This window comes from Pseudomonas sp. JBR1, assembly GCF_028198185.1.
Lineage (GTDB): Bacteria > Pseudomonadota > Gammaproteobacteria > Pseudomonadales > Pseudomonadaceae > Chryseomonas > Chryseomonas oryzihabitans_E.
This window is the reverse complement of the sequence record NZ_CP116340.1, coordinates 2779430-2804779: the sequence shown is the minus strand read 5'-3', so window position 1 is coordinate 2804779 and position 25350 is coordinate 2779430. Positions and strand designations below refer to the sequence as shown.

Sequence of the window (25350 nt, the reverse complement as noted above, 5' to 3'; positions counted from 1 at the left end):
GGCCATAGACCCAAGCGGACCGCTGTAAGTGCGATTCCTGTGCGGTTGAAACTTGCCAAACACGCCTGGAGTCGACCCTTTATCGGTAAAAACTCGTGGAGGCACCATGCAGTATCGTCCGCTTGGCCATTCCGGCCTGCTGGTTTCCCAACTCGCCCTCGGCACCCTGCAGGTGGGTGGTCGTGATGGCTTCGAGAAGTGCGGTGGCATCGACCTGCGCACCCTGCGACGGCTGTTCGACATCGCCTTCGACGCCGGGGTGAACCTGGTGGATACCGCCGACCTGTATTCCTACGGCCTGGCCGAGGAAATCGTCGGCCAGGCGCTGGGTGACAAGCGCGACAGCATCCTGTTGGCGTCCAAGGGGCGCAGCGCCATGAGCGACGACCCCAACGACAGCGGCGCCTCGCGCTATCACCTGATCCGCGCCTGCGAAAACAGCCTGCGCCGCCTGGGCACCGATCACCTGGATCTCTACCAGCTGCACAACTGGGACGGCGTCACGCCCATCGAAGAGACGCTGGAGGCCATGACCCATCTGGTACAAAGCGGCAAGGTGCGTTACTTCGGCACCAGCAACTACACCGGCTGGCAAATGATGAAGACCCTTGGCAAGGCCGAGTTGCACGGCTTCACCAAGCCGGTCAGCCAGCAGATCTACTACACGCCGGAATCCCGCGAGGCGGAATACGAACTGCTGCCGCTGGCGCTCGACCAAGAAGTCGGCACCCTGGTCTGGGGCCCCATGGGCGAAGGCCTGCTGACCGGCTCGACCCGGCGCGGCAAGCCAGCGCCGAAGGGTACGCGCCAGGGCAGCGACTGGCCCGAGCCCTATGTCCACGATCCCGAACGCGCCCTGGACATCATCGAGACCCTGGCCGTGGTGGGCGATGCCCATGGCGTGTCGGTGGCCCAGGTCTGCCTGGCCTGGCTCAAGGATCGGCCAGGCATCACCAGCCTGATCGTCGGTGCCCGTAGCGAAGCCCAGCTGCACGACAACCTGGCAGCCATGACGCTGGCGCTGACAGCGGAAGAGTCCGCACGGATCGAGGCGGCGACCCGGCGTGAGCCGCTGTATCCCTATTGGCACCGTATCGTCGCCGGGATGGATCGGCTGGATCCGGCCGAGCAACCCTTCCTGGCCGAGCAGCGCAAGACCCTGGAACAGCGCCGCGACAAATAGCTGAGCGGGTGACGGTCAGGCTGGGGGAGGGCCAGGCCTTGGGGTACTCTGGGCCATCCCCTTGCGGAGCCGTGCGATGAAGTCGCCTGCCGTCCTGTTCGCGCTTGTCCTCTCTGGCGTTTCCTGCTGGCACGCTGCGCCTGCCTGGGCCGATAACAACTATCGCCTGGGCGGTGGCTATGTGACGCCACCGCCGGGTGCCGCGCCGCCGCCCATGCCCGCGCCACCACCCGGCAACGGGGGACGCTGGCAGGGGAATGGGCAGGGTGGTTGGAATGGTAGTCCGCTCGGTCGCGGCGATGCGCCTGGACGCGGCAATGGTCCAGCCCTGGAGCGCTGGGAGCGCAATGATCCCCCACCGCCGCGGCCAAACTATCAGCCGGCCTGGCAGGATCGCCCCGTGCCGCTGCCGCGTCCGGGCTACATGATGCCGGCCCCTGACCAGCCCGGTCGGAATTATCCGCCGCCACCGCCTCGACCGGATCGGGACCCGCATTGGTCCGGCCCACGTCCCGGTTGGGGCGCCAATCCCCAATGGCGACCCGGTTTCGAGGTGCCCGGCGTACCGGCCGGCTTCACCCGCATCTGGTACCGCGACAGCCAGTACTACTATGCCGACGGCTACTGGTATCGACCCCAGGGCCCGCGCTATGTGGTCACCCTGCCGCCGACCGGCGTAAGGGTCAGCGCGTTGCCGGCCTTTGCCGAAACGCTGTGGATGGGCGGCACCACCTACTACTTCGCCGCCGGCAGCTACTACCGCACCGATCCGGGTGGCGGTTTCGTCACCGTCGCCGATCCCAATGTCGCGGCAGTGCCCGTTACCTCTGCCGCGCCTGCGTCCACGGGCGTCGGCTACGACGCCTACGACGTCACCGCCTATCCCTTGCAGGGCCAGCCACCCGGACGCTACGCCACGGACCGATACGACTGCCGCCGCTACGCCGCCGGGGATTCCGGTTTCGATCCCGAGCGGCCGGGCGCGGTAAGCGACCCCTACCTGACCCAGCGTTTCCGCCAGGCCCTGGCCGCCTGCCTGGCAGGGCGGGGCTATCGGGTGGAGTAGCGATCAGTCGTTGCTCAGTTGCACCAGGGTGAAGAGTCCGAAGGGCGGTACGCTGCTGCGACTGGCGCGGCGCAGGTCTTCGCGGGAGAGAATGGAGTCCATGGCGAAGTCAGGGTGCCAGCCGAGCTTGCGTGAGGCCGGTGCCAGGGCCTTCTCCGCCAGCAGGCGCATGCCACGCTCGGCCTGGAAGTGGTTGACCAGCAGGAGGTGACCGCCAGGCTTCACTACCCGCCGCATTTCCTGCATCAGTTTGCGCGGATTGGGTACCACGGAGGCCACGAACATGGCCACGGCGATATCGAAGGAGCCGGTGGGCAGGCCGGTTTCCTCGGCGTTGGCTTCGAGCAGCGCCTCCACCGTGGTGATCTCATCACGCGCGACCCGCTCCCGGGCCTTGGCCAGCATGTCCGGCGAGAGGTCGATCCCGGTGACGCGCTTGTCGGCGCCATAGTGGGGCAGGGCGAGACCGGTTCCTACCCCGACCTCCAGCACCCGGGTACCCGCCAGGGCATTGACCGCCGCCACCGCACGCTTGCGGCCGGGCGCCGAGACGCCACCGAACACCCGATCATAGACATTGGCCCAGCGCCGATAGGCGGAAATGATGGCGGCATTGTCCAGCGCGGAGTGCGGCGCAGAGGTGTCGGCGGTATTTAGCGAATAATCGATTTTCTTCGAGTCGTGCATAGCGGCCTTGTCATTGTCGGTAGATGAAAGCAGAGGCGTTACGGAGCTAACTCTGGGCGGTGTGCGAAAGCGGAAAGTGCGGTCGATTGATGGACATCAGGCGCTTCGCTATTTCGTTGCATAGATTGCAGCGCGGCCTGATGCCCTGGTATCCGGGGTCTGCAGGCGAGACGCGGTGAAAATTCCAGATCTCGTAGATACAGGGTTCTGGTTGTTTTAAACAATTGCCGTTTGTTTTGCTAGTTAAGTCGCCCTTGGTTTCTCATTGATGAGAAGTTGATGCTTTTAATTGTTTTTTAATTGTTCGTTCTTTTAATTTAAACGCTACTTAATTGTTTGTTCGTTCAATCAATCGGGTTGAGCGGCGCGCAAGGGGTACCTGTACGTTTTGCCAGCCGAGCGGCTAGGAAGGGGCCGTGTGGCAGAGAAATCCAGAAGTCCAAAGAGGAGGGGCGAGCAAGGCGACGGTGGTCCGAGCGCCTGGCCGCTGTTACGAGTAGGGTTCGACCATGTTTAGGACACAAACCGCTCTGAACTCGCGCGCCTGGCCCTCATCGTGCTTGCCCTCCACCCATTCATCCGGACGCAGGGGTCCAGCGACAGGCATTCCGACGCGACTCATGGAATCAGGGCATTTCGGCCGATGAATTCCAGGTTCGATCGGCTTCGCCATGGCGGGACGAGCTTCGTTGTTCTGGCCGATACAAGACCTGGCAGCCGCACCGATCATCATGGTTTCGAGGCCGAATATCACACGCCTACTGACTTACGATGGCGTTGGATTCAGCATGGTAGACACAGATAGGGGCGGAACACGTCCCGGTCTGCGACTCCGGGTCGATACGTTACTGTCTGAATGCTTTGGGATGACGACTGAGTGTTGTCTCGCTGCGGAAGGAGTTTCCCAGCTTGCGCTTTTCGCTTGGGTACCCCGTCATGAAAAGTAGGTCCTTACGCCCAGTCCAGGGTTTCACCCTGATCGAGATGTTGGTGGTCGTTGCCCTGATGGGCATCTTCCTGGCCATAGCCGCACCCAACTTCGCCAGCTTGATTCGCACCAACAGGGTCCAGGCCGCTGCCGATGAGCTGGTAGGAATCCTGCAATACGCGCGTGCGGAGGCCATTACCCGTGGCGTGACCGTGACGCTGACGGCCGACAGTGAAACCACCTGGAATGCCGGCTTCAAGATTACCGCGGCAGGGCAGACGCTCAGGCGTATCGACGCCGGCGGTTTGCAAAGCGGTGTAACCGTGAGTTCGGCCGCCGCTCAGGCAAGCTTTAGCGCCATTGGTACCAGCGGCGCCACGACTGGTCAGTGCTTCACCCTTTGCTCCGTCGACAAGGTAGGGCAATGCCGCTTCGTTGGCGTCAGCGTGACCGGACGTATCACCCAGCCATCCACCGACAAGCCACAGTCGGGAGAATGCACATGAGGAGGCTCCAGTCGGGCTTCAGCATGATCGAGGTGTTGGTCAGCGTCGTGCTGATCTGCGTCGGCCTGCTCGGCATCGCTGCGTTGCAAAGCAAGGCGGTGCCTTTCACTCAAGACTCCATCCAGCGCAACACCGCGATGATGCTGACCAACGATCTCCTGGAGCTCGTGCGTGCCAATCCTGCGGCGGTCGACAGTTATCTCAAGGCGCCTGGCAAAGCCTTCGCCAAGACACCGGCGAGCTGTCTCCCGACCCCCGCCGCTGCGGCAGACCGGCTCGCTTGCTGGGCAGCTCAGGCCAGTTCGCTGCTGCCCGGTGCGGCAGACCTGCTGAGCAGCTCCTTCTATGTCTGCCAGAACGCTACCCCTGGTCCCGGCGGGGCGGCGGCGTCCTGTAGCGGTGGCAACTACCTCGAAATCCAGGTGGCCTGGACCGCGCCGTTCGACAGCTGCCTGGATGGCGTTGTCCCGGCCGAGGACGCGACCAGTTCCATCTGCACCTACCGTTTGCGAACCCGACTCTGAAGGCCCGTTCGATGCTCAACCGCCTCATGAACGTAACGGCCCGGCAACGGGGACTGTCCATCGTCGAGTTGATGGTTGCCCTGGCGATCAGTAGCTTCCTGATCCTGGGGATCACCCAGCTCTACATCAACAACAAGAAAACCTATCTGTTCCAGCAGAGCCAGGAACTCAATCAGGAAAATGGCCGCTTCACGCTGGCACTGCTGAACCAAGAGCTGGCCAAGGCGGGCTATCGGCGGCGGCCGGACATCGCGGTCACCCAGGACTTTCCGGCTGACGACGGTAGCTCGAAAACGGGCAATGCCCTGGGTTGCAACTTCGCCGCGGGCGCATCGGTGATCGGCGACGCGAGCAGTATCTGTATCCGCTATCAGGCGCGCGATGCCGGGGAAACGGATTGCCGCGGTCAGGTGCTCAGTGCCCAGTCAGCCACCCTGGCCACCAACGCCGATGCGCCCTACAAATACTCGAACGCCAGTCAGAATGCGGTGATCGTCACGCGCTTTTCCCTGGCTGCGGACGCCAACTTCACCACTGGCGCGGCTGACGAACGTCCTCGCGCCCTGGTCTGTGCCAGCAATCTGCTGGCCTGCGGCAATGGGGGCTGCACGCGGATCAAAGGCGATACCGATACCGCTCAGCTGATCAGCGGTATTCGCGACCTGCGCTTCGACTACGGCGTCGGTGTCGACAGGAGCGTTTCCTCCTTTACCCCCACGCCTTCCGTCAGTGCGGCCAACCTGATCCGTACCGTGCGCTACTCGGCGCTGCTGCAGTCGGTGGCCCAGGGATTGAGGGATACCAGCGATACACCACCCGTTCTGGGCCAGTGGAACAAGCTCTATTCCACCACCTTCACCGGTAATGCCTACCTCTACCAGATCGCCCAGGACACCATCACCCTGAGGAACCTGATGCCATGAGGGCCGCTCGACGTCATTCGGAACAACGTCAGCGCGGTGCCTCGTTGCTGATCGCGCTGGTCCTGCTCCTGCTGCTGACCCTTCTGGCGTTGACCAGCCTGCGGGGTGTCACCCTGGAGTCACGTGTCATGGGCAACATCAAGCAGCAGCACAATCTGCAGAGTGCTGCCGAGACCGCGCTGAGGGCCGGTGAAGGCGTGATCGGTAAGGCCGTGGCCGCGCCAGACCTGACGAGCACCTGTACCGTGACCTTCTGTTTTCCCTATCAATTGCGCAATAACGCCTATCTGAACGCCAGTGGTGTTGCTCTGGGCAGCGAGAAGATCGGTGATCGCAGCGTACCCCTGGGATACATGACGCCGCTGTTCCGTAACGGCGATCCCAGCGCCACATTGAATGGCTACAGCATCCTGAGTTCCGGCACCACGCCTGAGACGCCCAATGCCCGCTGGTACGTAGTCGATCTGGGGCCGCTCGATACCGGTAGCGAGAACAATTGTGCGCTGACCGGATGCGGTACCCGCTACTACGAGGTGGACAGCTGTGCCGGCGCAGGCTGTGCGACCAACCAAGTCGGCCAACGGATCACCCTGAGATCCGTCATGGCGAAATCCTTCTAATCGGCAGGAACGCTATTCATGAATGCTCGTGGTCGCCGTTGCCTCCTGTTGTCTGCTCAGCTGTTCGCCTGGTCAATCGGTGTGCAGGCTGCTACCAACTTCCCTACCCAGACCCCGCTGTTCGTCAATAGCGCGGTACCACCACTCAACATGCTGGTAGTGGAACGCGACCATAAGCTCTATGCCCCTGCTTACAACGATGCGGCGGATCTGGATGGCGATGGTCTTTTGGATATCTACTACAAGCCCGCCTCCATCGACTACACCGGCTATTTCGATTCTGGAAAGTGCTATTCCTACGATACCCTCAATGGCTACTTTGTCCCCAGGAGTGCGGGGACGGCAATCACCGGTAGCCTCACTACCGGCACACCCAAGAAGTGTGGTACCAGCAATAGCAACGCGCCTTGGAGTGGGGATTTCCTCAATTACTTGACCACGTCGCGGATGGACGCGCTGCGCAAGGTACTCTATGGCGGATATCGCGACGTCGACACCGTCAGCAGCACTGTGCTGGAGCGCGCCTACGTGCCCGCTGATGCCCACTCTTGGGGCAAGGAATACAAGAGCAACTTGCGCGACGGTTACAACATTTCCGATTACGCGCCGATTGCTACGCCCAGCAACAGTTCCAGCAACTATGTGCTGTTCGCCAATACCACCTATGGCAACCAGCCGAGCCTGAGGATCATCCCGAGCACCTCCGATATCCGTATCTGGGGCTGGGTATCACGCGAGTCGACTCAGGGACAGAACACCGCAACCACCACCGCCTTCTCGGATGTGGGACTGTCAGCGACCGCCCCTGCAGGCACCCTCGTCAGTGCGTCCGGTCGCAACGTCTACAGCTTCAATGTGCGGGTCCAGGCGTGTGTCGGCGGGCTGTTGGAGAGCAACTGTAAGGCCTATCCCAACGGTCAGTACAAGCCGACTGGATTGCTGCATGACTATGGCGAAGGCAATCAGATGTACTTCGGTCTGTTGACCGGTACCTACAGCGACAACTTGCAGGGCGGCGCGCTCCGCAAGGCCATCAGTTCCTTTGGTAGCGAAGTTGATGGCAATACCGGAATCTTTGGGGTTGCCTCCACCTCAGGAGGGACCACGACCTATACCAAACAGGGCATCGTCGCCACCCTTGATGGCATCCAGTACTCTCAGGACAGTGCCTGCGCAGGCTGGGGTACCCCTGGCAATGACCTTGCCAATGGCAAATGTTACAACTACGGCAATCCGCTGGCGGAGATGTCTTACGAGGTTCTGCGCTATTTCAGCGGTGCTACTGCGCCTACCTCCGGCTATGCCTCCGGTTCGGTGGATAGCAGTTTGGGGCTGCCAGCGGTCACTACCTGGAGCAACCCCTACAACACTTATCCCTCCTGTTCGAAACCGTTCCAGACGCTGCTCAGCGACGTGAATCCAAGCTACGACTCGGACCTGCCGGACAGTGCCTTCAGCGCTACGTCCGTGCCCGCCACACTTACGGGCTTTAGTGCGCGAACCCTGGGGCAGGCCATCTGGGACAGCGAAGTAGGCGGCAGTCGTAACATCAATATCGGCGAGGTGGCTGGTAGCAGTACCGACTACGCGCCTACTGCCAAGACAGTGAGTGGGTTTGGCACGTTCCGTGGCCTGCCCGATGAACCTACTCGGCAGGGTACCTATAACGTGGCCAGTGTTGCCTACTACGGCAACAAGACCGCCTTGACCACCAGTGGACAACGGGTGAAGACCTTTGCTGTCGCGCTGTCCTCCACCCAGCCGCGCATTCAGCTGACCACCAGCCGCGGTACCTTGACCCTGGTGCCTTTTGGCAAGGTAACCAGCCAGGGTTCCAGCTATCAGGCAACCGAGCAGATCACCGGCTTCTATATCGACACCATGGCCAATCTCAGTGGCATGGCCGTAGATAGCACCAAGAACAATGGACGGCCGCTGATCAGCTTTCGCGTGGTCTACGATGACGCCTCCCAGGGTGGCGACTACGACATGGACGCCATCGTGTATTACACCTTGGCCGCCAACGCCGACGGTACGGTCACGGTCACCAGCGATACCCAATACTCGGTATCAGGTAACGATTCCCACATGGGCTATACCATGTCGGGCACCACGGCTGATGGCATCTACCTAGAGGTGACGGGCGGTGGTACCTCCTTTAACAGCGGCAACCAGCACAACCCGCTGGATACCCCGCCCGGTCGGTTGCCAGGCGCTTGCGCGAATAATCCCAATGCCTGTCCGGCGTTACCAGGGCGCAAGAGCAACAGTGTCGTGGTGAACGGCAGCCCCCTGACCACGCGTATTTTTACCCCGTCTTCCAGCTCCCTGGTCACCAATCTGCAAAATCCGCTGTGGTACGCGGCCAAATGGGGCGGCTACAACTACTCCAGCAGCAAGCCTTTGCCGGTCGCTGGTGACTGGGATTCCAACACGTCTGGTACGCCGGACAACTACTTCCTGGTCACCAACGCCTCTACGCTCAAGACCCAGCTGTCGAACGCCTTCAACCAGATCCTGCAGAGCAACAACTCGGTAGCGGCTCCGGCAGTGCTGCCCTACCAGAGCACCAGCAGCGGTACAGCAACCCGCTACGACACCTACGCTACGGCCATGAACGCCAGTTACTGGAGCGGTGACCTGACCAAGAGCACCATTGAGATAACGCCCAGTACTACTGGTACTGCGACCAAGACCATTACCACGGTATGGAAGGCCAGTGCCCAGCTACCCGCCTGGAGCGCGCGCAACATCCAGATGGCCGCAGTTCCTGGAACGGGGAGTGGCCTGCAGGCTTTCACCTACGCTGCTCTGACAGGCCGTACTTATGGCGGGATCAATCTGCAGTCCAGCCTGGATGCGAACAAGGTCAATTTTCTCAAAGGTGATAACAGCCTGGCGACTTCTACCTATCGGCAGCGGTCGAGCCCACTGGGCGACATCATCAACTCTGCGCCAGCCTTGGCCAATGGAGCCCAGTATCTGACCAGTGCGGCAAACGCCCTTGAAAGCGGCAGTGACTACGGTGCCTTCAAGACCAGTCAGGCTACCGAAGCACCGGTGGTCTATGTGGGTGCCAACGACGGGATGCTGCATGGTTTCAATGCGACCTCGGGTCAGGAGACCTTCGCCTTCGTGCCCACGGCGGTGATCCCCAACCTCTACCTCCTGGCCAAGCCGAACTACAACAATGCGACCGCCTCGCAGCACACCTACTATGTGGATGGCTCACCGGTGATCGCTGATGTCTATTTCGGCAGTGCCTGGCACAAGGTGCTGATCGGAACCCTGCGTGGCGGCGGTCGTTCGATCTTCGCTCTGGACATCACTGACCCGGATGCCATCAGGCTGCTCTGGGAGTTCAGTGGTGAGGCCAGTAGCGCTGGTGGCAACAGCCAGACCAATGCGACGCTGGGCTACAGTTTCGGCACACCGCTGGTATCACGGCTGCACAGCGGTCAATGGGCGGTGCTGGCTGGCAACGGCTACAACGGCAACGGGGGGACGGCATCGCTGCTGATTCTCGACATCGCCACGGGCCGCCTGCTCAAGAAGCTGGATGCCGAGACCGCCACCCAGAGCAACGGGCTGTTCAATCTCAAGGTGCTGGACGTCAATTCCGATGGTATCGCCGACTACGTCTATGGCGGCGATCTGAAGGGCAATCTCTGGCGCTTCGATCTGCTGAACAAGGGGAGCCTCACCGCTGCGGCGACCGTTGACAACTTCGCGGTCGCCTTTGGCGGCAAGCCGCTGTATACGGCGCGAAGCAGCGACACCAATGGCGTGATCCAGCCCATCACGGCGGCGCCTTCGGTGGTGAAGCATCCGTCCGGCACCGGCTTCATCGTGATGTTCGGCACCGGCAGCTACTTCGCCACCGAGGACAAGACCTCGACGGATCTGCAGAGCGTCTATGGCATTTGGGACAAGAATGTCTCGGCTGCCTCGACGCCCAGTACCGTGACGACGTTGCCCGTGCTCAAACGCAGTGATCTGCAGCGGCAGAGCATCACGAGCGAAACCGCCCTAAGTGGCAAGAGCGCTCGGGTACTGAGTAATACGGCAGTGGATTGGACGACGGCCAGTGGCTGGTATCTGGATCTGCAGACCAATAACCAGTCGGTGGGCGAACGGGTGGTGGACCCAATGACCGCGAGCGGCCAGACGCTCGTGTTCAGCACCGTGACGCCCAATGCCGATGTCTGCTCGGCAGGCATCAGCGGCTGGGCCTATGCCGTCGATCCGGGGTCCGGAGGCCGTACCAGCTTCAATGTCTTCGACTTCAATGGCGATGGCGTAGTCAACAGCCTGGACAGCCTCGATGGTATGGTCGTCTCGGGTTTCGGTACGATCGCAGGAGGCACTACGCTGTCGAACAATCAGTTGGTCACCACGGACGGCATCTCGACTACCGTTAACAGGGGTGGCCAGCTGTCTGGCCGGCAAACCTGGCGGGTAATACCGCAACCGCAATGAGTTCGGGAGACACACGCAGCATGACCAGTACCCGGGGCTTTACCCTGATCGAGTTGATGATCACCGTTGCCATCGTCGGCATCCTGGCCGCCATCGCCTATCCGAGCTACCAGAACTACATCCTGCGCAGTCATCGTTCGGAGGGCATGGCCCTGCTCAGCGAGGCCGCGGCTCGGATGGAGCGTTATTATGCGCAGAACAGCACCTATTCTACGGCCACACTCAAAGGCTTGGGCTTAACCAGTGACGCCGACGCCAAGACCCTGGACTCGTCGAACAAGTACTACGCCCTGAGTCTTGGCACGCCAACCGCCACCGCCTACAACCTGAGCGTGGTGCCGAAGAATGCGCAGGACAAGGACACCTGCGGGACCTTGACGCTGGATTCGACTGGCCTGCGCGGTGCAGCGGGTACGACCGCAGATAAAGACGCCGCGACCGTTACCAACTGCTGGCGCTAATCCTCCCGCCCCTGCACCAGGCCAGCATCCCGGTCCTGTTCCACCCTATAGCCGCCGAAACCCAGGGTTACCCGCTGGGTGGCGTCGGCTTTGCCGGCGTCCTGGGCTTCGTGTTCGACCACCAGGCGGTTGAGGCGGTTGAGCAGGTGCATGGATTCGTCGTAGGCGATGCGGTAGAGGCTCAGGGTCGAATCCTGGGTCAGGTTGTGGCCGTAGACCACATGGAAGGTGAAGTCCGGCGCGGCGCGGTCCTGCAAATAGAGGCGCTCGAAGCCGGCCAGTAGGTCACCGGTGAAATGGGCCAGCAGCCGACCCGCGCCTTCCTGGCTTTCGGTGCCGCGCAGCAACGAGCGTGGCGTGAGCACCACCCGGTCTTCTTCGTCGAGGCGGGCATAGCCCTTGCGCAGCCATTCATCCAGCACGGTCCGGGCGCGGACGTCGCTGCCGACGCTGGCGACCAGGGCGTCGAAACTCTGCTCGCCACCGCGGCGCTGGGTGCGGGGCAGGGGGCGCAGATTGCCCTCGGCGTCGAGCAAATCCAGGCGTGAGGTCCAGGCGCTGAGCACCTGCCATTCCAGGCTGGGCGTGCAGGGCGTGCGTTCCGGGCCGGCTTCGCGCAGGGCGCGAACCTCGCGACGGGGCAGGCCGGTCAGCACCGAGATGCGGCTGTCGGAGTTGGGCTTGTCGCGCAGGGGTTCGAAATCCTGGGCGACCTCGAAGTAGGTCTGGCGCAGCAAGCGATCGAAGGCTTGGTAGGTGACTCCGGAGGCGATGGCGATACGCACCAGCCGACCGATCAGGCTACGCAGGAGCAAAGGGACCTTGGTGGAAAGCATGGGGGAGGGCTCGACGCGACAGACGCCCCGTCATCTTCGCGGGGGCACGGGTGTCAGTCAAACCAGCCTGTCACAAAGTGTCGCGGACGCAGCCTGAGCTGTCGTCCGCAAGGTAGGGCCATCCCTTAGCCTGGGGTGCCCGATTCGGTTTCGCCAGCCACGTCCGGATCGTCCGAAAATTCCTCCGGCTCCATGTCGGCATAGGGCAGCTCTTCGGGGGGCGGGGTGTTGCTGGGGTTGTCGTAGGTCTTCTGGTCAGCGTCGCTCATGGTGGACTCCTGGGGTGGGTGACCATATCGAACCCCCCTTGGTCAGCGGCGTTCCCATGCGCCTGTCGGCAGCGACCTTGTATCGGAGGTGACCGTGGCCGGTTGAACGTCGTTAGCGCGATAGCGGTCCATTGGCTGACCGTCGCGTCCGATTGACGGCACCCGAGGAGTCCCGAGATGACCACGCCTGCCGCTGTCCACCCGCTGCCGTTCCAGCCCGCCTTCGAACAGGCGCCGGATGATGAAGCCGAGACCGTTCGCGAGATGGTCGCGGCCATGAGGGACATTACCGAGACCACCTATGCCAATGGCGGCCATGCCATCCGTAGCGTGCACGCCAAGAGTCATGGTCTGCTCACGGGCCAGGTGACGGTGCTGGATGGTCTGCCACCGGCCTATGCCCAGGGCGCCTTCGCCGTGCCGGGCAGCTATGCCGCGGTGCTGAGATTCTCGACCAATCCCGGCGACATCCTGGCCGACAGCGTCTCCACCCCGCGGGGCCTGGCGCTCAAGCTGATCGACGTGCCGGGCGAGCGCCTGCCTGGCAGCGAAGGGCAGGTGACCCAGGATTTCGTCATGCAGAACGCGCCGGCCTTTACCGCGCCGGATCCCAAGACCTTTCTCAAGACGCTCAAGCTGCTGGCCAAGACCACTGACCGTGGCGAAGGCCTGAAGAAGGCAGCCTCGGCGGTGCTGCGCGGTGCCGAGAAGGTGGTGGAGGCCTTTGGTGGCGAAAGTCCCACGCTCAAGAGTCTCGGCGGGCACCCGGAAACCCACATCCTTGGCGAGACCTTCTACACCATGGTGCCCTTCCTCTACGGCCCCTATTTCGCCAAGCTCAGCGTGGTCCCGGTGGCGCCCGAGCTGACTGCCCTGACCGATGCCCCGGTGGAGGTCAACGGCAAGCCCGACGGCCTGCGCGAAGCAGTCAACGCGCATTTCGCCCATCAGGGTGGCGTCTGGGAGATCCGCGTGCAGCTGGGTGTCGACATCGAGCAGACGCCCATCGAGGACGCCTCGGTGGTCTGGCCGGAAGACCTGACCCCCTATGTGACCGTTGCGCGCCTGGAGGTCCGGCCGCAACCGGCCTGGAACGAGGCACGCTCCCGCGAGGTGGACGATGGCATGGTGTTCAGCCCCTGGCATGGCCTGGCCGCGCATCGCCCGCTGGGTGGGATCATGAGATCGCGGCAGCCGGCCTACGAGATGTCTTCGCAGTTCCGCAGCGAGCGCAACGGTTGCCCGTTGCATCATCCGCGTGGACCGGTGGAACTGTAGACGCGGGCACCTAGTTGAGCGTGGCGAGCTCGGCGTCATCGAGTTCGCGCGCGCGCACTGCGGCCGGACGGCTTACCAGTCCGGCGACATAGCGTTCGAAGTGCGGCCGCTTCTCGATGGTGCCAAAGGCCATGCCCCAGGCGAGATGAGCGCCGACGTAGACATCGGCCGCGGTGAAGCGGTCGTCCACCAGGTATTCACCGGGTGCTAGGGCCGCTTCGAGGGTATCCAGCACCTCGGCGAGACTGCCATAGCCGACCGCGCCGCGTTTTTGCGGATCTTCGGGCAAGGTGACGCCCAGCGCCTGGTTGGTGGTCGCCGCTTCCAGCGGACCGGCCGCGAAGAACAGCCAGCGGTAGTAGCTGCCACGTGCCGGATCGCTCAACGGTGGCGCGAGACCTGCGGCGGGAAAGGCGTCGGCGAGATAGGCGCAGATGGCCGCCGTCTCGGTCACCAGGGCCGCGCCGTGCCGCAGCGCGGGAACCTTGCCCATGGGATTGATGGCGCGATAGGCCGGCGATTTCATCGCCGGGCCGTAGTCGATCCGCTGCACCTCATAGGGCTGCCCGAGCTCCTCCAGCAGCCAGCGCACGACGCGTCCGCGGGACATGGGATGGGTGTAGAGCACAGGCCGGTCGAACATGGTGGAGCTTCCTTGAGTTGTCGTACCGCTAAGCATAGGTAGGCGCTGGTCCAGCGTCCATGCAGAGGAGAGTGGGCACCCTTCTGCTAGACTGGTAAACCTTTACCAGCCGTTTCCAGGACTCCCGTGCCCGCATCCTTCGAATCCCTGCCGCTGGCCGAGGCCATGCAGGCCAACCTGGCCGAACTCGGCTACCTGAGCATGACGCCTATCCAGGCGGCCAGCCTGCCGATCATCCTCAAGGGCCAGGACCTCATCGCCCAGGCCAAGACCGGTTCGGGCAAGACGGCCGCCTTCGGCATCGGCCTGCTGACAGGGCTCAATCCGCGCTATTTCGGTTGCCAGGCCCTGGTGCTGTGCCCGACGCGCGAGCTGGCGGACCAGGTCGCCCGCGAGTTGCGCCGCCTGGCGCGGACCACGCCCAATCTCAAGATCCTGACCCTCTGCGGCGGCATGCCGCTGGGGCCGCAGATCGCTTCGCTGGAGCACGGCGCCCAGGTGATCGTCGGCACCCCGGGCCGGGTGCAGGAGCACTTGCGCAAGGGCACCCTGGTGCTGGACGGGCTCAATGTCGCGGTGCTCGACGAGGCTGACCGCATGCTCGACATGGGCTTCATCGAGGCCATCGCCGATATCCTCCGGCAGACCCCGGCGCGACGGCAGACGCTGCTGTTTTCCGCCACCTACCCGGAGGGTATCGAACGCCTCGCCGAGGATTATCTGCGCGCGCCGCTGCGCATCAGCGTCGAGAGCCAGCACAGCGAGACCCAGATCCGCCAGCGCTTCTATGAGATCGCCGCCCAGGACCGCCTGGCCGCCGTGGTGCGCCTCCTGCGGCACCATCGCCCGGCCAGCGCCGTGGCCTTCTGCCAGACCCGCCAGCAGTGCCAGGAGGTGGTCGAGGCGCTGCATGCCCAGCGCATCTCCGCCGCTGCCCTGCATGGTGATCTGGAACAGCGCGAACGGGACCAGGTGCTGGCGATGTTCGCCAATCGCAGCCTCTGTGTGCTGGTGGCCACCGACGTGGCCGCGCGCGGCATCGACGTGGCCGGCCTGGAAGCCGTGATCAACGTGGAGCTGTCCCGTGATCCGGCGGTGCATGTGCACCGCATCGGCCGCAGTGGTCGTGCCGGGGAACAGGGCCTGGCGCTGTCGCTGGTGGCCCCGGCCGAGGCCAGCCGCGCCCAGGCCATCGAGGTACAGCAGGGTTCGCCGTTGGACTGGCAGCCGCTCGGCGCCCTGCGTGATACCCCGGAACCGCTGGTGCCGACCATGCACACCCTGGCCCTGGCGGCGGGCAAGAAGGACAAGCTGCGCCCGGGCGACATCCTCGGCGCCCTGACCGGCGACGCTGGCCTGCCCGGTGCCAAGATCGGCAAGATCACCCTGTTCGACAACCAGGCCTTCGTCGCCGTGGAGCGCGACATCGCCCGCCAGGCGCTGCAGCGCCTGAGCGAGGGCAAGATCAAGGGGCGGTCGATCAAGGTGCGGATGTTGTAGGCAGGAAAGGCCGTAGGTTGGGTTGAGCGCAGCGAAGCCCAAAGGTGACTTGGCGTACCTCAGGCTGTTGGGCTTCGATGATGGAGCCGTCTCAGCCCAACCTACGGTGCTAACCGGTGGCGTAGGTTGGGTTGAGCGAAGTGAAGCCCAACGGTGCCTCGGCGTACCTCGGGCTGTTGGGCTTCGACGATGGAGCCGTCTCAGCCCAACCTACGGTGCTAACCGGTGGCGTAGGTTGGGTTGAGCGAAGTGAAGCCCAACGGTGCCTCGGCGTACCTCGGGCTGTTGGGCTTCGACGATGGTGCCGTCTCAGCCCAACCTACGGTGCTAACCGGTGGCGTAGGTTGGGTTGAGCGAAGTGAAGCCCAACGGTGCCTCGGCGTACCTCAGGCTGTTGGGCTTCGACGATGGTGCCGTCTCAGCCCAACCTACGGCTGGTCACATCCTTCGATGGGCTTAATCGCGGCCATGGTGGTCCGCCGATGCGGCCGCTCCTATAAACCCTGAAACCTGTAGGAGCGGCCCATGGCCGCGATCAGCTCACGTCTCAATCCCCATCCGCCGTCTGGCCCGATGCGAGGAGCCGTTGCGCACCGCCCAGCGCAGCACCGGGGCGGTCGCGCCGATGCCCGTGCGAATCAGCCGCCGTTGCAGCGGGCCCTGCTGGAAACCCAGCTCCTCGCTGGCCCAGTCGGGCAAGAGGTCGATGCCGGCCTGCATCATCAGGGCACCGAAGGGCTTGGCCAGGGCGCTGGGCGCGGGTGCCTGCAGCAGCACCCGGCAGACCTCTCGGCTGCGGTCATCGCAGACCAGCTGCGGACGAATCGCCTGGTAGTAGGCGGCGATCTCCGCCCGCGAACGAGGGACCTCGGTCGCACCCAGGCGCTCGGCCACCAGGGCGATCTCGGCGTAGTAGCGATCCTGTTCCGTCCCTGAAAGGTGCGGATCGTAGTAGCGCAGGTAGGCCGCCAGGAAATGACTGACCTCGGCCACGTGCACCCAGGTCAGCAGCGCCGGGTCTTCGGCGCTGTAGGGACGGCCATCGGCGGCTTGGCCTCGAATGTGGCGGTGGATGGCCTGGGCCCGGGCGATCAGCCGCTCGGCGTCGCCGCGGCTGCCAAAGGTGGTGGCGGCAATGAACTGGCCGGTACGCCGCAGGCGGCCGAGCATGTCTTCGCGAAATTTCGAGTGATCCCAGACGCCCGCCAGGGCCAGCGGATGCAGGGTCTGCATGAGCAGGGCGGCGATGCCGCCGATCAGCATGCAGGTGAAGTCGCTGTGCACCCGCCAGGGGACGCTGGCCGGCCCGAACAACCCGGGATCGCCCACCGGCTGTTCGTAGTCGACCTCACCCAGGGATAGGCCGGTGAGGCTCATCACCTGCCGCTCGATGCGGCTGCGGATCAGCTCCATGGGCTAGCGCGGCAGCAGGTAGAGGGCGGCGTACTGCAGCAGCATGATGGTCTTGCCATCCAGCAGCCGACCGTCGCGCGCCATGGCCAGGGCTTCGTCGAAGGGTAACTCCAGCAGCTCGATGTCCTCGCCTTCCTCGTGCAGGCCACCGCCCTCGGCGATGCGCTGGTCGGCCTGGTATTCACCGGCGAAGAAATGCAGCAGCTCGGTCACCGAGCCGGGGCTCATGAAGGCGTCGAACAGGTGCTGGACGTTGTCCAGGCGGTAACCGGTCTCTTCCTCGACCTCGGCCTTGATGCGCGCTTCGGGCGCGGCCGCGTCGAGCAGGCCGGCGGGGGTCTCCACCAGCAGGCCGTCGTCCAGGCCGTTGCCCAGGGTGGGCAGGCGGAACTGACGGATCAGCAGGACAGTGCGTCTTGCACGGTCGTAGAGCAGGATGGTGGCGCCATTGCCACGGTCGTAGGTCTCCCGGGTCTGGCGTTGCCAGCTGCCGTCGCGGCGCAGGTAGTCGAAGGTGGTCTTCTTGAGCAGGCCCCAGTCATCGGAAAGGGTCTCGACCTGCTGGATGCGAAAGCGGGGGGTGTCGGGCATGGGGGCTCGTCTGGGCGGAAGGCGTCGGGCCACGTTAGCAGAAGTGCTGCCTCTTTGACGCCCGGGCCGTGACCCCGGGTTCCGCCCAGCCGCCAGGACGGAACCGCTATCGACCGCTATCCACTAGAACCAGCGGTCGTTCTTCTTCCTGCCGCGGGTCATGGAGGGCAGGATCAAGCCGGCCAGCAGGCCCGCGCCGGCAATGCTGCCGCCATAGACCATGTATTGCATCAGCGCCTGCTTGTTCTCGTTGCCAAGTTTGGCCTGGGTGCTGCGCAGTTCCGACTGGGCCTGGGTGAGCTGGGCGTCGAGGTCCTTGCGGCGGCTCTCCAGTTCGTCGATCTGCTGCTTGCGCGAATCCAGGGTCTCCTGCATGCCCTGGACGCGATTCTTCCAGCTGTCATCGATGGTCTTGAGCTGGCCGCTCAGTTCGGCTACCTGCTGCTCCAGCTGCGGCAGGCGCTCGGCCTGGCCGGGCTTGTCCTGCAGGTCGCTGTTGGGAATCCAGACGGTGCTGCCGCCTTCGCCGCGCACCTGGCTGTAGTCGCCCTGGGTGCTGATCAGCTCGACCTTCTGCCCGGACTTGAGCGTGCCGACGATGCGATAGCCATCGGTGGGGCCGCTGCGGACGTAGGTAGTCAGGCTGTCACTGACCCAACGGGCATTGCCTTCCTGAGCGACAGCGGTACCGACGAAGGAGGCGAGGGAGGCGGCCAGGCAGAAGCCGAGATGGGGAAGGCGGGACAGCAGGCGAGATGGGGACATGGGCATGATCGGGTCTGTATGCGTGAGCTGAAAAGATGAAGGCCGTGATGACCAGGCCGGATTATTGTGGGGCAGTACCCTAGCAAGCTGCCGCGATCTATCCGCCAACCCGTAGCGCCCTCTGTTCGAGACGGTGAAACAGTTCAAGCTTTGGCGGTGGAAAGCGACGATTAGTGTCATCTTGCCGCCATACCTTCGGTGACGGAAGGCGCGCAGCCAGCCCAATAGCTTTCAAGAGTGTTCAAAGCCGGCGGAGCAGATCCAGGCTGACGGCTGCCAGTGCGCCCAGGCCTGCGCAACCAAAGGCCAATGCCTTGCCCCACCAGCGCTTCCAGGTGATCGCGCCTGCGACCATGCCCAGGCCGCAGAGCAGCAGCGCGGATTTGAGATAGAAGTCAGACCAGGCGAGCAACTGGTCGATGAAGTCGAAGAGTTCTTGAAATTCGTGCGGCATGGGGCCTCCTGGCGCGCTGGCGCTATTGAGTCGCCAACGGCAGGGACGTTCCCCGGCAGTCCGCGGCCAGCAGTCGTTCCGCCGAGCCCTGGTCGTCAGGCTGACTGCCCGCACGTCCGGCCAGCAGCAGGAACTGACGGCTGGCATCCTGGCTTGGCAGCGCCACCACGGCCAGCGACAGGCGTGGATCCGGCAGCGGATAGGGCGGCTGCCTGGCCAGGGCCGGGAAGAAGTCCGCCGCCAGCAGCTGCGTCTCGCTCAGACGGCGCGCCTGATAGCGACTCCCGGCCAGGTCCACGGGCAGGGCGCGCCAGTGTTCATCGATGTCTGGCGCGAGTTGCCACAGCTGCTGGCGCAGCGCGGGACGCAGGCAGGCGAGGTGCACGTGCAACTGATCCTGGCTGCGACCGCTGGGAGCATTGAGGGCGAGGGCGATCTGGGCGTCCGTCACCGGCGCCTTGCCCCAGGCGCTCAGATACCAGCGCTGGCGCCAGGCCCAGCCGAACCAGTTGGGTTGGCCGGGCTGCCACAGGGCCGGGCTCTCCAGCCCGCGCAGGGGGCGCAGGGGTACCAGGATGAAATGCTGGCGCTCGCCGGGTGCACGCAGCACGGCGAAGCCGGGATCCCTGACCACCTGGCGGCAGGGGGCGGGCAGGCCGGTCAGCCGGGCATTGGGCTCGCACAGACCAACCGTGACCTGGCGCAGCAGCAGGCGGCTGGAGCAACCTGACAGCGTCATGGCCAACACCAGCAGCGACAGCCACCGCCAGCACGACGGGCGGACGCTGGACGGCAGCGAACATCTGCGCGAGCTTCGCTTCCAATGGGTATCAAGGCAACGCAGTGGGAGATCAGCCATGGCCAACGGGTGGGCCGGAGACGGCGCGGTTCAGGAACAGATCGACAGCACGGTGGACGATGCGGTGCAACGCGCTCGCAGCCGTCTGCACCGAGGCGCGAGCCTCACCCATTGCGAGGAGTGCGGCGACGCCATCCCCGAGGCGCGCCGCCAGGCGGTCCCGGGTGTACACCTGTGCATCCGCTGCCAATCCGAGCAGGACGCGGAAGACCAGCGCGCCGGCGGCTACAACCGCCGTGCGAGCAAGGACAGTCAGTTGCGCTAGTGCTGGATTGGCTAGTGTCATGGTGCGGCGACCTGGACAGGGCTGGACGTCTCGCAGGATCGAGGCTGCTAAGGGTTTGTACCATACGGGTCTTGCGTCAGCAGCTGGCATGAGGTGTGCCGGCTGCTGAGCGAGGCCGCTAGCAGGAGTCAGTCGGGATGCACCGCATAGCCCCGCAGCCGGTTACCGTCAGGATCGAGTACGACGAAGCTGCGGCCGAACGGCAGGTTGGTTGGCGGTAAGAGTTCCTCGGCGCCCCGCGTGCGCCAGCGGTCATACAGCTCATCCACCGCCGGCATGCTGGCCACCTTGAAGCCCAGTTCACCCGTCGCACTGCCCGCGCCAACCGCGGGAACCACGGCGTCCCTTGCCCACAAGCCCAGGGCGAGACCGGACGGGAGCACGAAGAGGGCGAAGCCAGGGCCGTCCTCGACTGGGGTGAGATCGAGCAATTCGACGTAGAAATTCCGGCTGGTACGGACGTCGGTAACGTAGAACATCAGACTGGTGCTGTAGTGCATGGCGCATCTCCTCTGTGGTGATGCCGCCCAGTCTAGGACCCCCTGCTGCCAGTTTCTGGCAGCAGTCAGGCAGGGACGGAACCCTGGCGTTCCATCTGCCTTCGCCAGTCCCTGAGCAGGCTCTGACGGCGCTGTGGATAGCGTTCTTCGCAGGGCTGTACCGAGACGATGCGATCGGCACGAAAGCTGCGGAAGTCCTTACGCAACTCACACCAGCCGAGCAGCACCCGTGCGGCGTCGAAGTAGGCCAGTGCGAAGGGCCAGATGGTGCGCTGGGATTCGCTGTCAGCGGCATCGCGATAGACCAGGATGAGCTTGGTTTCCTGGCGTATGGCGTGACGCAGGATCGCCGGATCGACCTGGTTGCGAGGTGTTTCCCGACTCGGTCCGATGAGCAGGGTGGTCATGGCCAACTCATTTTGCAGCTCACTCGGCAGGACCGCGGAGATCCGCGCCAGGGCATTGCCGGCCGCCGCTGCCAGGCTGCCATCGGTGCGTTCTGCTACCCAGCGCGAGCCGAGGACCAGGGCCTCCAGTTCTTCGGGCGTGAACATCAGCGGTGGCAGCAGAAAACCCGGCTTGAGGATATAGCCGACACCCGGTTCGCCCTCGATGGCCGCACCCAGCGATTGCAGGCTGGCGATGTCGCGGTACAGGGTGCGCAGACTGACCCCCGTTTCCGCGGCCAAGGCACGGCCACTCACGGCGCGGCGGTGCCGGCGCAAGGCTTGGAGCAGATCGAACAAGCGTTCTGAGCGGGACATCCGCGCAGTTTAATCCTGCGGATGGCGATGCTCTAGCAGCAGTCGGGTGGGTTATGGCGTTGTGACTACGTTGGCTGGCTAGGGGCGTGAGGTGATGGGCTCAAGAGCTCGTTGGCCGTCTCCCTGAGGCGCGCGATCTCGATTTCTTGTGCCTGTCGTTCCTCGGGCGTGAGGGCTCGCTCGCCATATTCGCGGCTCAGAAAGAGGATGGCATCGTTGCCGTCTGGGGCGTCGCTGTAGCGGGGATGGGCCGCAATTTCGCCCAACAGTGCGCGCGTGATCGGCGCAATGTGAAAATGAAAGGAGAATCCCGCGGAAAAACCCAGCTTGTAGAACACCACTCTGTGCGGCGCATAGCAGTGCTTTAGAAGTCTCTCGGCGAAGCTCAGTTGCCCGCCAAGGTCAGCCAGGCTGGCTGCGTCGAGTTCGTTAAGGTCGCTAGCGCATCTTTGACTACTCAGGATCAAGCAACCGGGATACCGAGCATCCTGCCGATAACCGAGGCGCCAATGGGCGTTCTCGACTATCGCGGTCGTGTCCTTCCCATCCAGCCCTGCGGTCATCGATGCTGCTCTGCCTGGAAGTAGCAGTCAGTCTACTCGGCTGCAATGCGCGCGGTAGTACAGCGTGCTCGGCTCAGCCGAAACAACCGATGCGGCCGCAGCGGATGGCCTGGGGGCAGGCGCGGATGTTCGAAGTGACCGGCGTCAGTCATCGCCAGGCGACGCATCACGGCCAGCGAGGGCTGATTGGAGGCGGCAGTGAAGGCGACCACCTCTTCGAGTGCGAGAGTGTCGAAGGCACAGGCCAGGGCCAGTTGGGCACCGGCGGTGGCATAGCCCTGGCCCCAATAGGGACGTGCCAGGCGCCAGCCGATTTCGACGGCGGGAGTGAAGGGCAGATCGGCCGGTGCCGGGCTGATGCCCAGCAAACCGAGCAGTGCGCCATCGGTGTAGCGCTCCAGCGCCCAGAAGCCCCAGCCACGCTCGGCGATGCCCTGGCGGCAGCGTTCGAGCAGCGCATCGCTGGCGGCCCGATCCAGGCAGGCGGGAAAGTGGCGCATCACTTCGGGATCGGCATTCAGCTTGGCGAACGCCGGGCCGTCCTCCGCTTGCCACTGGCGCAACTGCAGTTCAGCGTCGGCGAGCATCAGGACGAGGCCGGTATCCGCAGGCCGCGTTGCACCGCCGGGCGGGCGAGGAAGGCGTCGAGCGCGCGGCGGACGTCGGGGAAGTCCTGGAAGCCGACCAGGTCAGCCACCTGGTAGACCTCCAGCAGGGCGCGGATCCAGGGGAAGGTGGCGATGTCGACGAGGCTGTAGTCCTCGCCCAGGATCCAGGTGCGGCCCCTGAGCTGGCCGTCCAGGACGCCGAGCAGTCGCCGGGCTTCTGCCACATAGCGCTCGCGAGGCCGCGGGTCTTCGATGTCCTTGCCGGCGAAGGTGGTGAAGAAGCCGAGCTGACCGAACATGGGACCGATGCCCCCCATCTGGAACATCAGCCACTGGATGGCCTGATACCGCCGGGCCGGCTCCTGGGGTAGCAGGCGTCCGGTCTTTTCCGCGAGATAGAGCAGGATGGCGCCGGATTCGAACAAGCCCAGGGGTTCGCCGCCGGGACCGTCGGGGTCGAGGATGGCGGGGATCTTGTTGTTGGGGCTCAGCGAGAGAAATTCCGCGGTGTGCTGGTCGTCCTGGCCGAAGTCGATGCGATGCACCTCGTAGGGCAGGCCGAGCTCCTCCAGCAGGATAGCGACCTTGACGCCATTGGGCGTAGGCAGCGAATAGAGCTGCAGGCGCTCGGGATGCCGGGCGGGCCAGCGCTGGGTGATGGGAAAGCGCGACAGATCGGTCATGGTGGACTCCTGGAAGAAGGGGGCCCTGGATGAGACCGACCCGCGCGGTCCGGGTTGCCAGGTCTTGGCGAGGCGGAACTTAGCGTGCTGCCCGTCTCTCCATCTGAGAAGTGCCTGCCTTCAGCCCCGCACCGAGGACTTCCGATGCTTCCCCATAGTCAGCAGGGCAGTGGTTCGCCCACCTTCGTGCTCATGCACTTTCTCGGCGGTTCCCACCGCACCTGGTTTCCCACCGCCCCCTACCTGGATGGCGAACACCGCTGCGTGGCGCTCGATACCCCGGGCTTTGGCGATGCCGCCGAGGTCGACGGTTACAGCGTGGCCGAGATGGCCGATCAGGTGGATGCCAGCATCCGCGCCCTGGGCCTGGAACGCTGCATCCTGGTCGGCCACTCGATGACTGGCAAGGTCGCCGTGGTACTGGCGGCGCGGCGGCCGGAGTATCTGGTCGGCTTGATCCTGGTGGCGCCTTCGCCGCCCGGGCCGCAGCCGATGAGCGACGCGGATCGCGATGCTCAGCGCGCCTATGGCAAGAGCCGGACGGAAGCCGAGGCTTTCGTCGACGAATCCAGCGCCCATCGCCTGCCCGATGCCATCCGTGAAGTGGTGATCGCCGACGCCCAGCGACTGAATCTTGAGGCCTGGCGTGCCTGGGTCGATCACGGCAGCCGTGAAGACTGGAGCGACCGGATCGAGACCCTGGATTATCCGGTGCTGCTGGTTTGTGGCGCCGATGACCAGCAGGTGCCGGGACCGGACGAACAACGCCGGACCACCCTGGCGGCCTTTCCCAATAGCCGGCTGGAGGTGATCCCCGGTGCCGGTCACCTGATGCCGCTGCAGACGCCCCAGGCCCTGGCGCGGCTGATGCTCGATTTCGCCCGGGACCTCTGACCGGTGGATTCGCTGACCCAGGCCGTGCTCGGCGCCACCCTCCAGACTGCGCTGCTGGGGCGCTGGCAGGGCCGCCGCGCCCTTCTCTATGGCGCGGCTCTGGGCACCCTGCCGGATCTCGATGTGGTCATCGACTACGGTAACGCCGTGAACGAGATGACCTACCACCGCAGCTTCAGCCATTCGCTGTTCGTGCTGACCGGGGTGGCCCTGCTGCTGACCTGGCTGTGCGGGCGTTGGCGCGATCCGGGTTACAGCCAGCGCCGGTTGTTCCTGACTCTCTGGCTGGTGCTCATCACTCATCCCCTGCTGGATGCCTTCACCACCTACGGCACCCAGCTGTTCTGGCCTTTGCCGAGCACCCCGGTGGCCTGGTCCAGCGTCTTCATCATCGATCCGCTCTATACCTTGCCACTGTTGCTGGCGGTGCTCGCCGGGCTGGTGGCTGGCCCGCGTGGACGCTCGCCACGGCTGGCCGTGGCGGCGTTGGCGCTGTCCACGGGTTATCTGGGCTGGACGCTGGTGGCCAAGTATTCCGCCGAACGTCAGGTGCGCGAGGTGCTGGCGACCCAGGGGCAAGCGGACGCCCGCCTGTTCAGCGCGCCCCTGCCTTTCACCAGTCTGCTCTGGCGAGTCATGGTGGACGATGGTCCGGAGCGCTACCGGGAAACCTGGGTCGGATTGTTCGACGACCATCCGCCGCAACTGGTGCCACTGCCGCGGGGCGGCGAACTGGCACCCATCCTCGCCGATTCCCCGGCCGAACAGCGCCTGCGCTGGTTCACCGACGACTGGCTGAGGTACGACCGCCTCGGTAACGACCTGGTGGTGACCGATCTGCGCCTGGGTGCCACCGGCTACCACAGCTTTCGCTTCGTGCTGGCTCAGCGCGACACGAGCGGCTGGCGGCTGGTGGCCGAGCCCTCGTTGTGGCCGCGCGAGCGGGGCGGTCGCGAGCAGCTGGCGGTGGTCTGGCGCAGACTCTGGCATCCGGAGCTACCGGCGCCGGTGGCGGAGTGGGCCGCACGGTTGTCGCGGCTGCCGGACTGACGCCAGGCGTCCAGTAG

At 64.4% G+C, this 25350-nt stretch carries 27 protein-coding genes; 13 read left to right on the top strand and 14 right to left on the bottom strand.

Annotation, left to right across the window (positions count from 1 at the left end):
* Positions 1–106: 106 nt before the first annotated feature.
* Together PJ259_RS12985 and PJ259_RS12980 are read left to right on the top strand one after the other, a co-directional pair.
* On the top strand, positions 107–1183 hold the full coding sequence (locus tag PJ259_RS12985) for an aldo/keto reductase (RefSeq protein WP_271653118.1): 1077 nt from the start codon (positions 107–109) through the stop codon (positions 1181–1183).
* 76 nt (positions 1184–1259) lie between these two features.
* Positions 1260–2249, top strand: a complete 990-nt coding sequence (locus PJ259_RS12980; protein ID WP_271653117.1) for a DUF6515 family protein — start codon at positions 1260–1262, stop codon at positions 2247–2249.
* Positions 2250–2252: 3 nt separating this feature from the next.
* On the opposite strand, the gene PJ259_RS12975 is transcribed toward PJ259_RS12980, so the two are convergent.
* Positions 2253–2936 carry a class I SAM-dependent methyltransferase gene (locus PJ259_RS12975; RefSeq protein ID WP_059316280.1) on the bottom strand — a complete coding sequence of 228 codons (684 nt, stop codon included), beginning with the start codon at positions 2934–2936 and terminating at the stop codon, positions 2253–2255.
* A 936-nt stretch (positions 2937–3872) separates the two neighbouring features.
* Here PJ259_RS12975 and PJ259_RS12970 point away from each other — a divergent pair.
* Genes PJ259_RS12970 through PJ259_RS12945 form a run of 6 tightly spaced genes read left to right on the top strand, consistent with a single transcriptional unit; the run spans position 3873 to position 11377 of the window.
* On the top strand, positions 3873–4370 hold the full coding sequence (locus tag PJ259_RS12970; RefSeq protein WP_271653116.1) for a GspH/FimT family pseudopilin: 498 nt from the start codon (positions 3873–3875) through the stop codon (positions 4368–4370).
* A complete protein-coding gene (gene pilV, locus PJ259_RS12965; RefSeq protein WP_333909672.1) occupies positions 4361–4894 on the top strand; it encodes a type IV pilus modification protein PilV in 534 nt (177 codons plus the stop codon). Before PJ259_RS12970 ends, pilV begins: the two co-directional genes overlap by 10 nt.
* Before the next feature lie 11 nt (positions 4895–4905).
* On the top strand, positions 4906–5817 hold the full coding sequence (locus PJ259_RS12960) for a PilW family protein (protein ID WP_271653114.1): 912 nt from the start codon (positions 4906–4908) through the stop codon (positions 5815–5817).
* Positions 5814–6437, top strand: a complete 624-nt coding sequence (locus tag PJ259_RS12955; RefSeq protein WP_271653113.1) for a PilX N-terminal domain-containing pilus assembly protein — start codon at positions 5814–5816, stop codon at positions 6435–6437. Before PJ259_RS12960 ends, PJ259_RS12955 begins: the two co-directional genes overlap by 4 nt.
* 18 nt (positions 6438–6455) lie before the next feature.
* Positions 6456–10916: a pilus assembly protein gene (locus PJ259_RS12950; protein ID WP_271653112.1), complete on the top strand. Its 4461-nt coding sequence runs from the start codon at positions 6456–6458 to the stop codon at positions 10914–10916.
* A 20-nt stretch (positions 10917–10936) separates the two neighbouring features.
* Positions 10937–11377, top strand: a complete 441-nt coding sequence (locus PJ259_RS12945; RefSeq protein WP_271653111.1) for a type IV pilin protein — start codon at positions 10937–10939, stop codon at positions 11375–11377.
* Here PJ259_RS12945 and PJ259_RS12940 read toward each other — a convergent pair.
* Together PJ259_RS12940 and PJ259_RS12935 are read right to left on the bottom strand one after the other, a co-directional pair.
* Positions 11374–12213, bottom strand: a complete 840-nt coding sequence (locus tag PJ259_RS12940; protein ID WP_271653110.1) for a DUF6502 family protein — start codon at positions 12211–12213, stop codon at positions 11374–11376. The genes PJ259_RS12945 and PJ259_RS12940 overlap by 4 nt on opposite strands.
* Before the next feature lie 125 nt (positions 12214–12338).
* Entirely contained in the window at positions 12339–12482 is a 144-nt protein-coding gene (locus tag PJ259_RS12935) for a hypothetical protein (RefSeq protein ID WP_271653109.1), read from the bottom strand.
* 177 nt (positions 12483–12659) lie between these two features.
* Here PJ259_RS12935 and PJ259_RS12930 point away from each other — a divergent pair, with 177 nt between their 5' ends.
* Positions 12660–13760, top strand: coding sequence for a catalase family protein (locus PJ259_RS12930; protein ID WP_271653108.1), 1101 nt, complete (start codon positions 12660–12662; stop codon positions 13758–13760).
* Positions 13761–13770: 10 nt separating this feature from the next.
* Here PJ259_RS12930 and PJ259_RS12925 read toward each other — a convergent pair whose 3' ends face one another.
* Positions 13771–14403 (bottom strand): glutathione S-transferase family protein, encoded by a 633-nt coding sequence (locus PJ259_RS12925; protein WP_059316276.1) that lies wholly within the window; start codon positions 14401–14403, stop codon positions 13771–13773.
* 126 nt (positions 14404–14529) lie between these two features.
* Here PJ259_RS12925 and dbpA point away from each other — a divergent pair, with 126 nt between their 5' ends.
* Positions 14530–15903 carry an ATP-dependent RNA helicase DbpA gene (dbpA, locus tag PJ259_RS12920; RefSeq protein ID WP_271653107.1) on the top strand — a complete coding sequence of 458 codons (1374 nt, stop codon included), beginning with the start codon at positions 14530–14532 and terminating at the stop codon, positions 15901–15903.
* 540 nt (positions 15904–16443) lie between these two features.
* Here the strand turns inward: dbpA and PJ259_RS12915 are convergent.
* From PJ259_RS12915 to PJ259_RS12895, 5 genes are all read right to left on the bottom strand, one after another.
* Positions 16444–17316 carry an oxygenase MpaB family protein gene (locus PJ259_RS12915; protein WP_271653106.1) on the bottom strand — a complete coding sequence of 291 codons (873 nt, stop codon included), beginning with the start codon at positions 17314–17316 and terminating at the stop codon, positions 16444–16446.
* Between the two features lie 3 nt (positions 17317–17319).
* Positions 17320–17907: an NUDIX domain-containing protein gene (locus tag PJ259_RS12910; RefSeq protein ID WP_271653105.1), complete on the bottom strand. Its 588-nt coding sequence runs from the start codon at positions 17905–17907 to the stop codon at positions 17320–17322.
* A gap of 123 nt (positions 17908–18030) precedes the next feature.
* Positions 18031–18672, bottom strand: a complete 642-nt coding sequence (locus PJ259_RS12905) for a TIGR04211 family SH3 domain-containing protein (RefSeq protein ID WP_442964853.1) — start codon at positions 18670–18672, stop codon at positions 18031–18033.
* Between the two features lie 241 nt (positions 18673–18913).
* Entirely contained in the window at positions 18914–19126 is a 213-nt protein-coding gene (locus tag PJ259_RS12900; RefSeq protein ID WP_059316272.1) for a hypothetical protein, read from the bottom strand.
* 22 nt (positions 19127–19148) lie between these two features.
* Positions 19149–19865 carry a CDP-diacylglycerol diphosphatase gene (locus PJ259_RS12895; protein WP_271653103.1) on the bottom strand — a complete coding sequence of 239 codons (717 nt, stop codon included), beginning with the start codon at positions 19863–19865 and terminating at the stop codon, positions 19149–19151.
* Positions 19866–19983: 118 nt separating this feature from the next.
* Here PJ259_RS12895 and PJ259_RS12890 point away from each other — a divergent pair, with 118 nt between their 5' ends.
* On the top strand, positions 19984–20250 hold the full coding sequence (locus PJ259_RS12890) for a DksA/TraR family C4-type zinc finger protein (protein WP_017642690.1): 267 nt from the start codon (positions 19984–19986) through the stop codon (positions 20248–20250).
* A 149-nt stretch (positions 20251–20399) separates the two neighbouring features.
* Here the strand turns inward: PJ259_RS12890 and PJ259_RS12885 are convergent, their stop codons facing one another.
* From PJ259_RS12885 to PJ259_RS12865, 5 genes are all read right to left on the bottom strand, one after another.
* Positions 20400–20771, bottom strand: coding sequence for a VOC family protein (locus PJ259_RS12885; protein ID WP_059316269.1), 372 nt, complete (start codon positions 20769–20771; stop codon positions 20400–20402).
* A gap of 65 nt (positions 20772–20836) precedes the next feature.
* Positions 20837–21535, bottom strand: a complete 699-nt coding sequence (locus PJ259_RS12880; RefSeq protein ID WP_059316268.1) for a helix-turn-helix transcriptional regulator — start codon at positions 21533–21535, stop codon at positions 20837–20839.
* 65 nt (positions 21536–21600) lie between these two features.
* Positions 21601–22098, bottom strand: a complete 498-nt coding sequence (locus PJ259_RS12875) for a hypothetical protein (protein WP_271653102.1) — start codon at positions 22096–22098, stop codon at positions 21601–21603.
* Between the two features lie 32 nt (positions 22099–22130).
* The gene (locus tag PJ259_RS12870; RefSeq protein WP_271653101.1) at positions 22131–22685 is read right to left on the bottom strand and encodes a GNAT family N-acetyltransferase; all 555 of its coding nucleotides are present in this window, start codon (positions 22683–22685) and stop codon (positions 22131–22133) included.
* Entirely contained in the window at positions 22685–23389 is a 705-nt protein-coding gene (locus tag PJ259_RS12865; protein ID WP_271653100.1) for a glutathione S-transferase N-terminal domain-containing protein, read from the bottom strand. The genes PJ259_RS12870 and PJ259_RS12865 overlap by 1 nt, the downstream gene beginning before the upstream one ends.
* A 144-nt stretch (positions 23390–23533) precedes the next feature.
* Between PJ259_RS12865 and PJ259_RS12860 the strand changes: the two genes are divergently transcribed.
* On the top strand, positions 23534–24283 hold the full coding sequence (locus PJ259_RS12860; RefSeq protein WP_271653099.1) for an alpha/beta fold hydrolase: 750 nt from the start codon (positions 23534–23536) through the stop codon (positions 24281–24283).
* Positions 24284–24286: 3 nt separating this feature from the next.
* Positions 24287–25333, top strand: coding sequence for a metal-dependent hydrolase (locus PJ259_RS12855; protein WP_271653098.1), 1047 nt, complete (start codon positions 24287–24289; stop codon positions 25331–25333).
* The last annotated feature ends 17 nt before the right edge of the window (positions 25334–25350 follow it).

Excerpts from the sequence above, each read along its gene's own strand:
- PJ259_RS12975 (WP_059316280.1), bottom strand. The coding sequence starts at position 2,936 with ATGCACGACTCGAAGAAAATCGATTATTCGCTAAATACCGCCGACACC.
- PJ259_RS12865 (WP_271653100.1), bottom strand. The coding sequence starts at position 23,389 with ATGACCGATCTGTCGCGCTTTCCCATCACCCAGCGCTGGCCCGCCCGG.
- PJ259_RS12970 (WP_271653116.1), top strand. The coding sequence starts at position 3,873 with ATGAAAAGTAGGTCCTTACGCCCAGTCCAGGGTTTCACCCTGATCGAG.
- PJ259_RS12985 (WP_271653118.1), top strand. The coding sequence starts at position 107 with ATGCAGTATCGTCCGCTTGGCCATTCCGGCCTGCTGGTTTCCCAACTC.
- PJ259_RS12905 (WP_442964853.1), bottom strand. The coding sequence starts at position 18,672 with ATGTCCCCATCTCGCCTGCTGTCCCGCCTTCCCCATCTCGGCTTCTGC.
- pilV (WP_333909672.1), top strand. The coding sequence starts at position 4,361 with ATGCACATGAGGAGGCTCCAGTCGGGCTTCAGCATGATCGAGGTGTTG.
- PJ259_RS12935 (WP_271653109.1), bottom strand. The coding sequence starts at position 12,482 with ATGAGCGACGCTGACCAGAAGACCTACGACAACCCCAGCAACACCCCG.
- PJ259_RS12930 (WP_271653108.1), top strand. The coding sequence starts at position 12,660 with ATGACCACGCCTGCCGCTGTCCACCCGCTGCCGTTCCAGCCCGCCTTC.
- PJ259_RS12895 (WP_271653103.1), bottom strand. The coding sequence starts at position 19,865 with ATGACGCTGTCAGGTTGCTCCAGCCGCCTGCTGCTGCGCCAGGTCACG.
- PJ259_RS12880 (WP_059316268.1), bottom strand. The coding sequence starts at position 21,535 with ATGTCCCGCTCAGAACGCTTGTTCGATCTGCTCCAAGCCTTGCGCCGG.
- PJ259_RS12955 (WP_271653113.1), top strand. The coding sequence starts at position 5,814 with ATGAGGGCCGCTCGACGTCATTCGGAACAACGTCAGCGCGGTGCCTCG.
- PJ259_RS12950 (WP_271653112.1), top strand. The coding sequence starts at position 6,456 with ATGAATGCTCGTGGTCGCCGTTGCCTCCTGTTGTCTGCTCAGCTGTTC.
- PJ259_RS12870 (WP_271653101.1), bottom strand. The coding sequence starts at position 22,685 with ATGCTCGCCGACGCTGAACTGCAGTTGCGCCAGTGGCAAGCGGAGGAC.
- PJ259_RS12900 (WP_059316272.1), bottom strand. The coding sequence starts at position 19,126 with ATGCCGCACGAATTTCAAGAACTCTTCGACTTCATCGACCAGTTGCTC.
- PJ259_RS12980 (WP_271653117.1), top strand. The coding sequence starts at position 1,260 with ATGAAGTCGCCTGCCGTCCTGTTCGCGCTTGTCCTCTCTGGCGTTTCC.
- PJ259_RS12910 (WP_271653105.1), bottom strand. The coding sequence starts at position 17,907 with ATGCCCGACACCCCCCGCTTTCGCATCCAGCAGGTCGAGACCCTTTCC.
- PJ259_RS12915 (WP_271653106.1), bottom strand. The coding sequence starts at position 17,316 with ATGGAGCTGATCCGCAGCCGCATCGAGCGGCAGGTGATGAGCCTCACC.
- PJ259_RS12940 (WP_271653110.1), bottom strand. The coding sequence starts at position 12,213 with ATGCTTTCCACCAAGGTCCCTTTGCTCCTGCGTAGCCTGATCGGTCGG.
- PJ259_RS12960 (WP_271653114.1), top strand. The coding sequence starts at position 4,906 with ATGCTCAACCGCCTCATGAACGTAACGGCCCGGCAACGGGGACTGTCC.
- PJ259_RS12860 (WP_271653099.1), top strand. The coding sequence starts at position 23,534 with ATGCTTCCCCATAGTCAGCAGGGCAGTGGTTCGCCCACCTTCGTGCTC.
- PJ259_RS12890 (WP_017642690.1), top strand. The coding sequence starts at position 19,984 with ATGGCCAACGGGTGGGCCGGAGACGGCGCGGTTCAGGAACAGATCGAC.
- PJ259_RS12885 (WP_059316269.1), bottom strand. The coding sequence starts at position 20,771 with ATGCACTACAGCACCAGTCTGATGTTCTACGTTACCGACGTCCGTACC.
- PJ259_RS12875 (WP_271653102.1), bottom strand. The coding sequence starts at position 22,098 with ATGACCGCAGGGCTGGATGGGAAGGACACGACCGCGATAGTCGAGAAC.
- PJ259_RS12925 (WP_059316276.1), bottom strand. The coding sequence starts at position 14,403 with ATGTTCGACCGGCCTGTGCTCTACACCCATCCCATGTCCCGCGGACGC.
- PJ259_RS12945 (WP_271653111.1), top strand. The coding sequence starts at position 10,937 with ATGACCAGTACCCGGGGCTTTACCCTGATCGAGTTGATGATCACCGTT.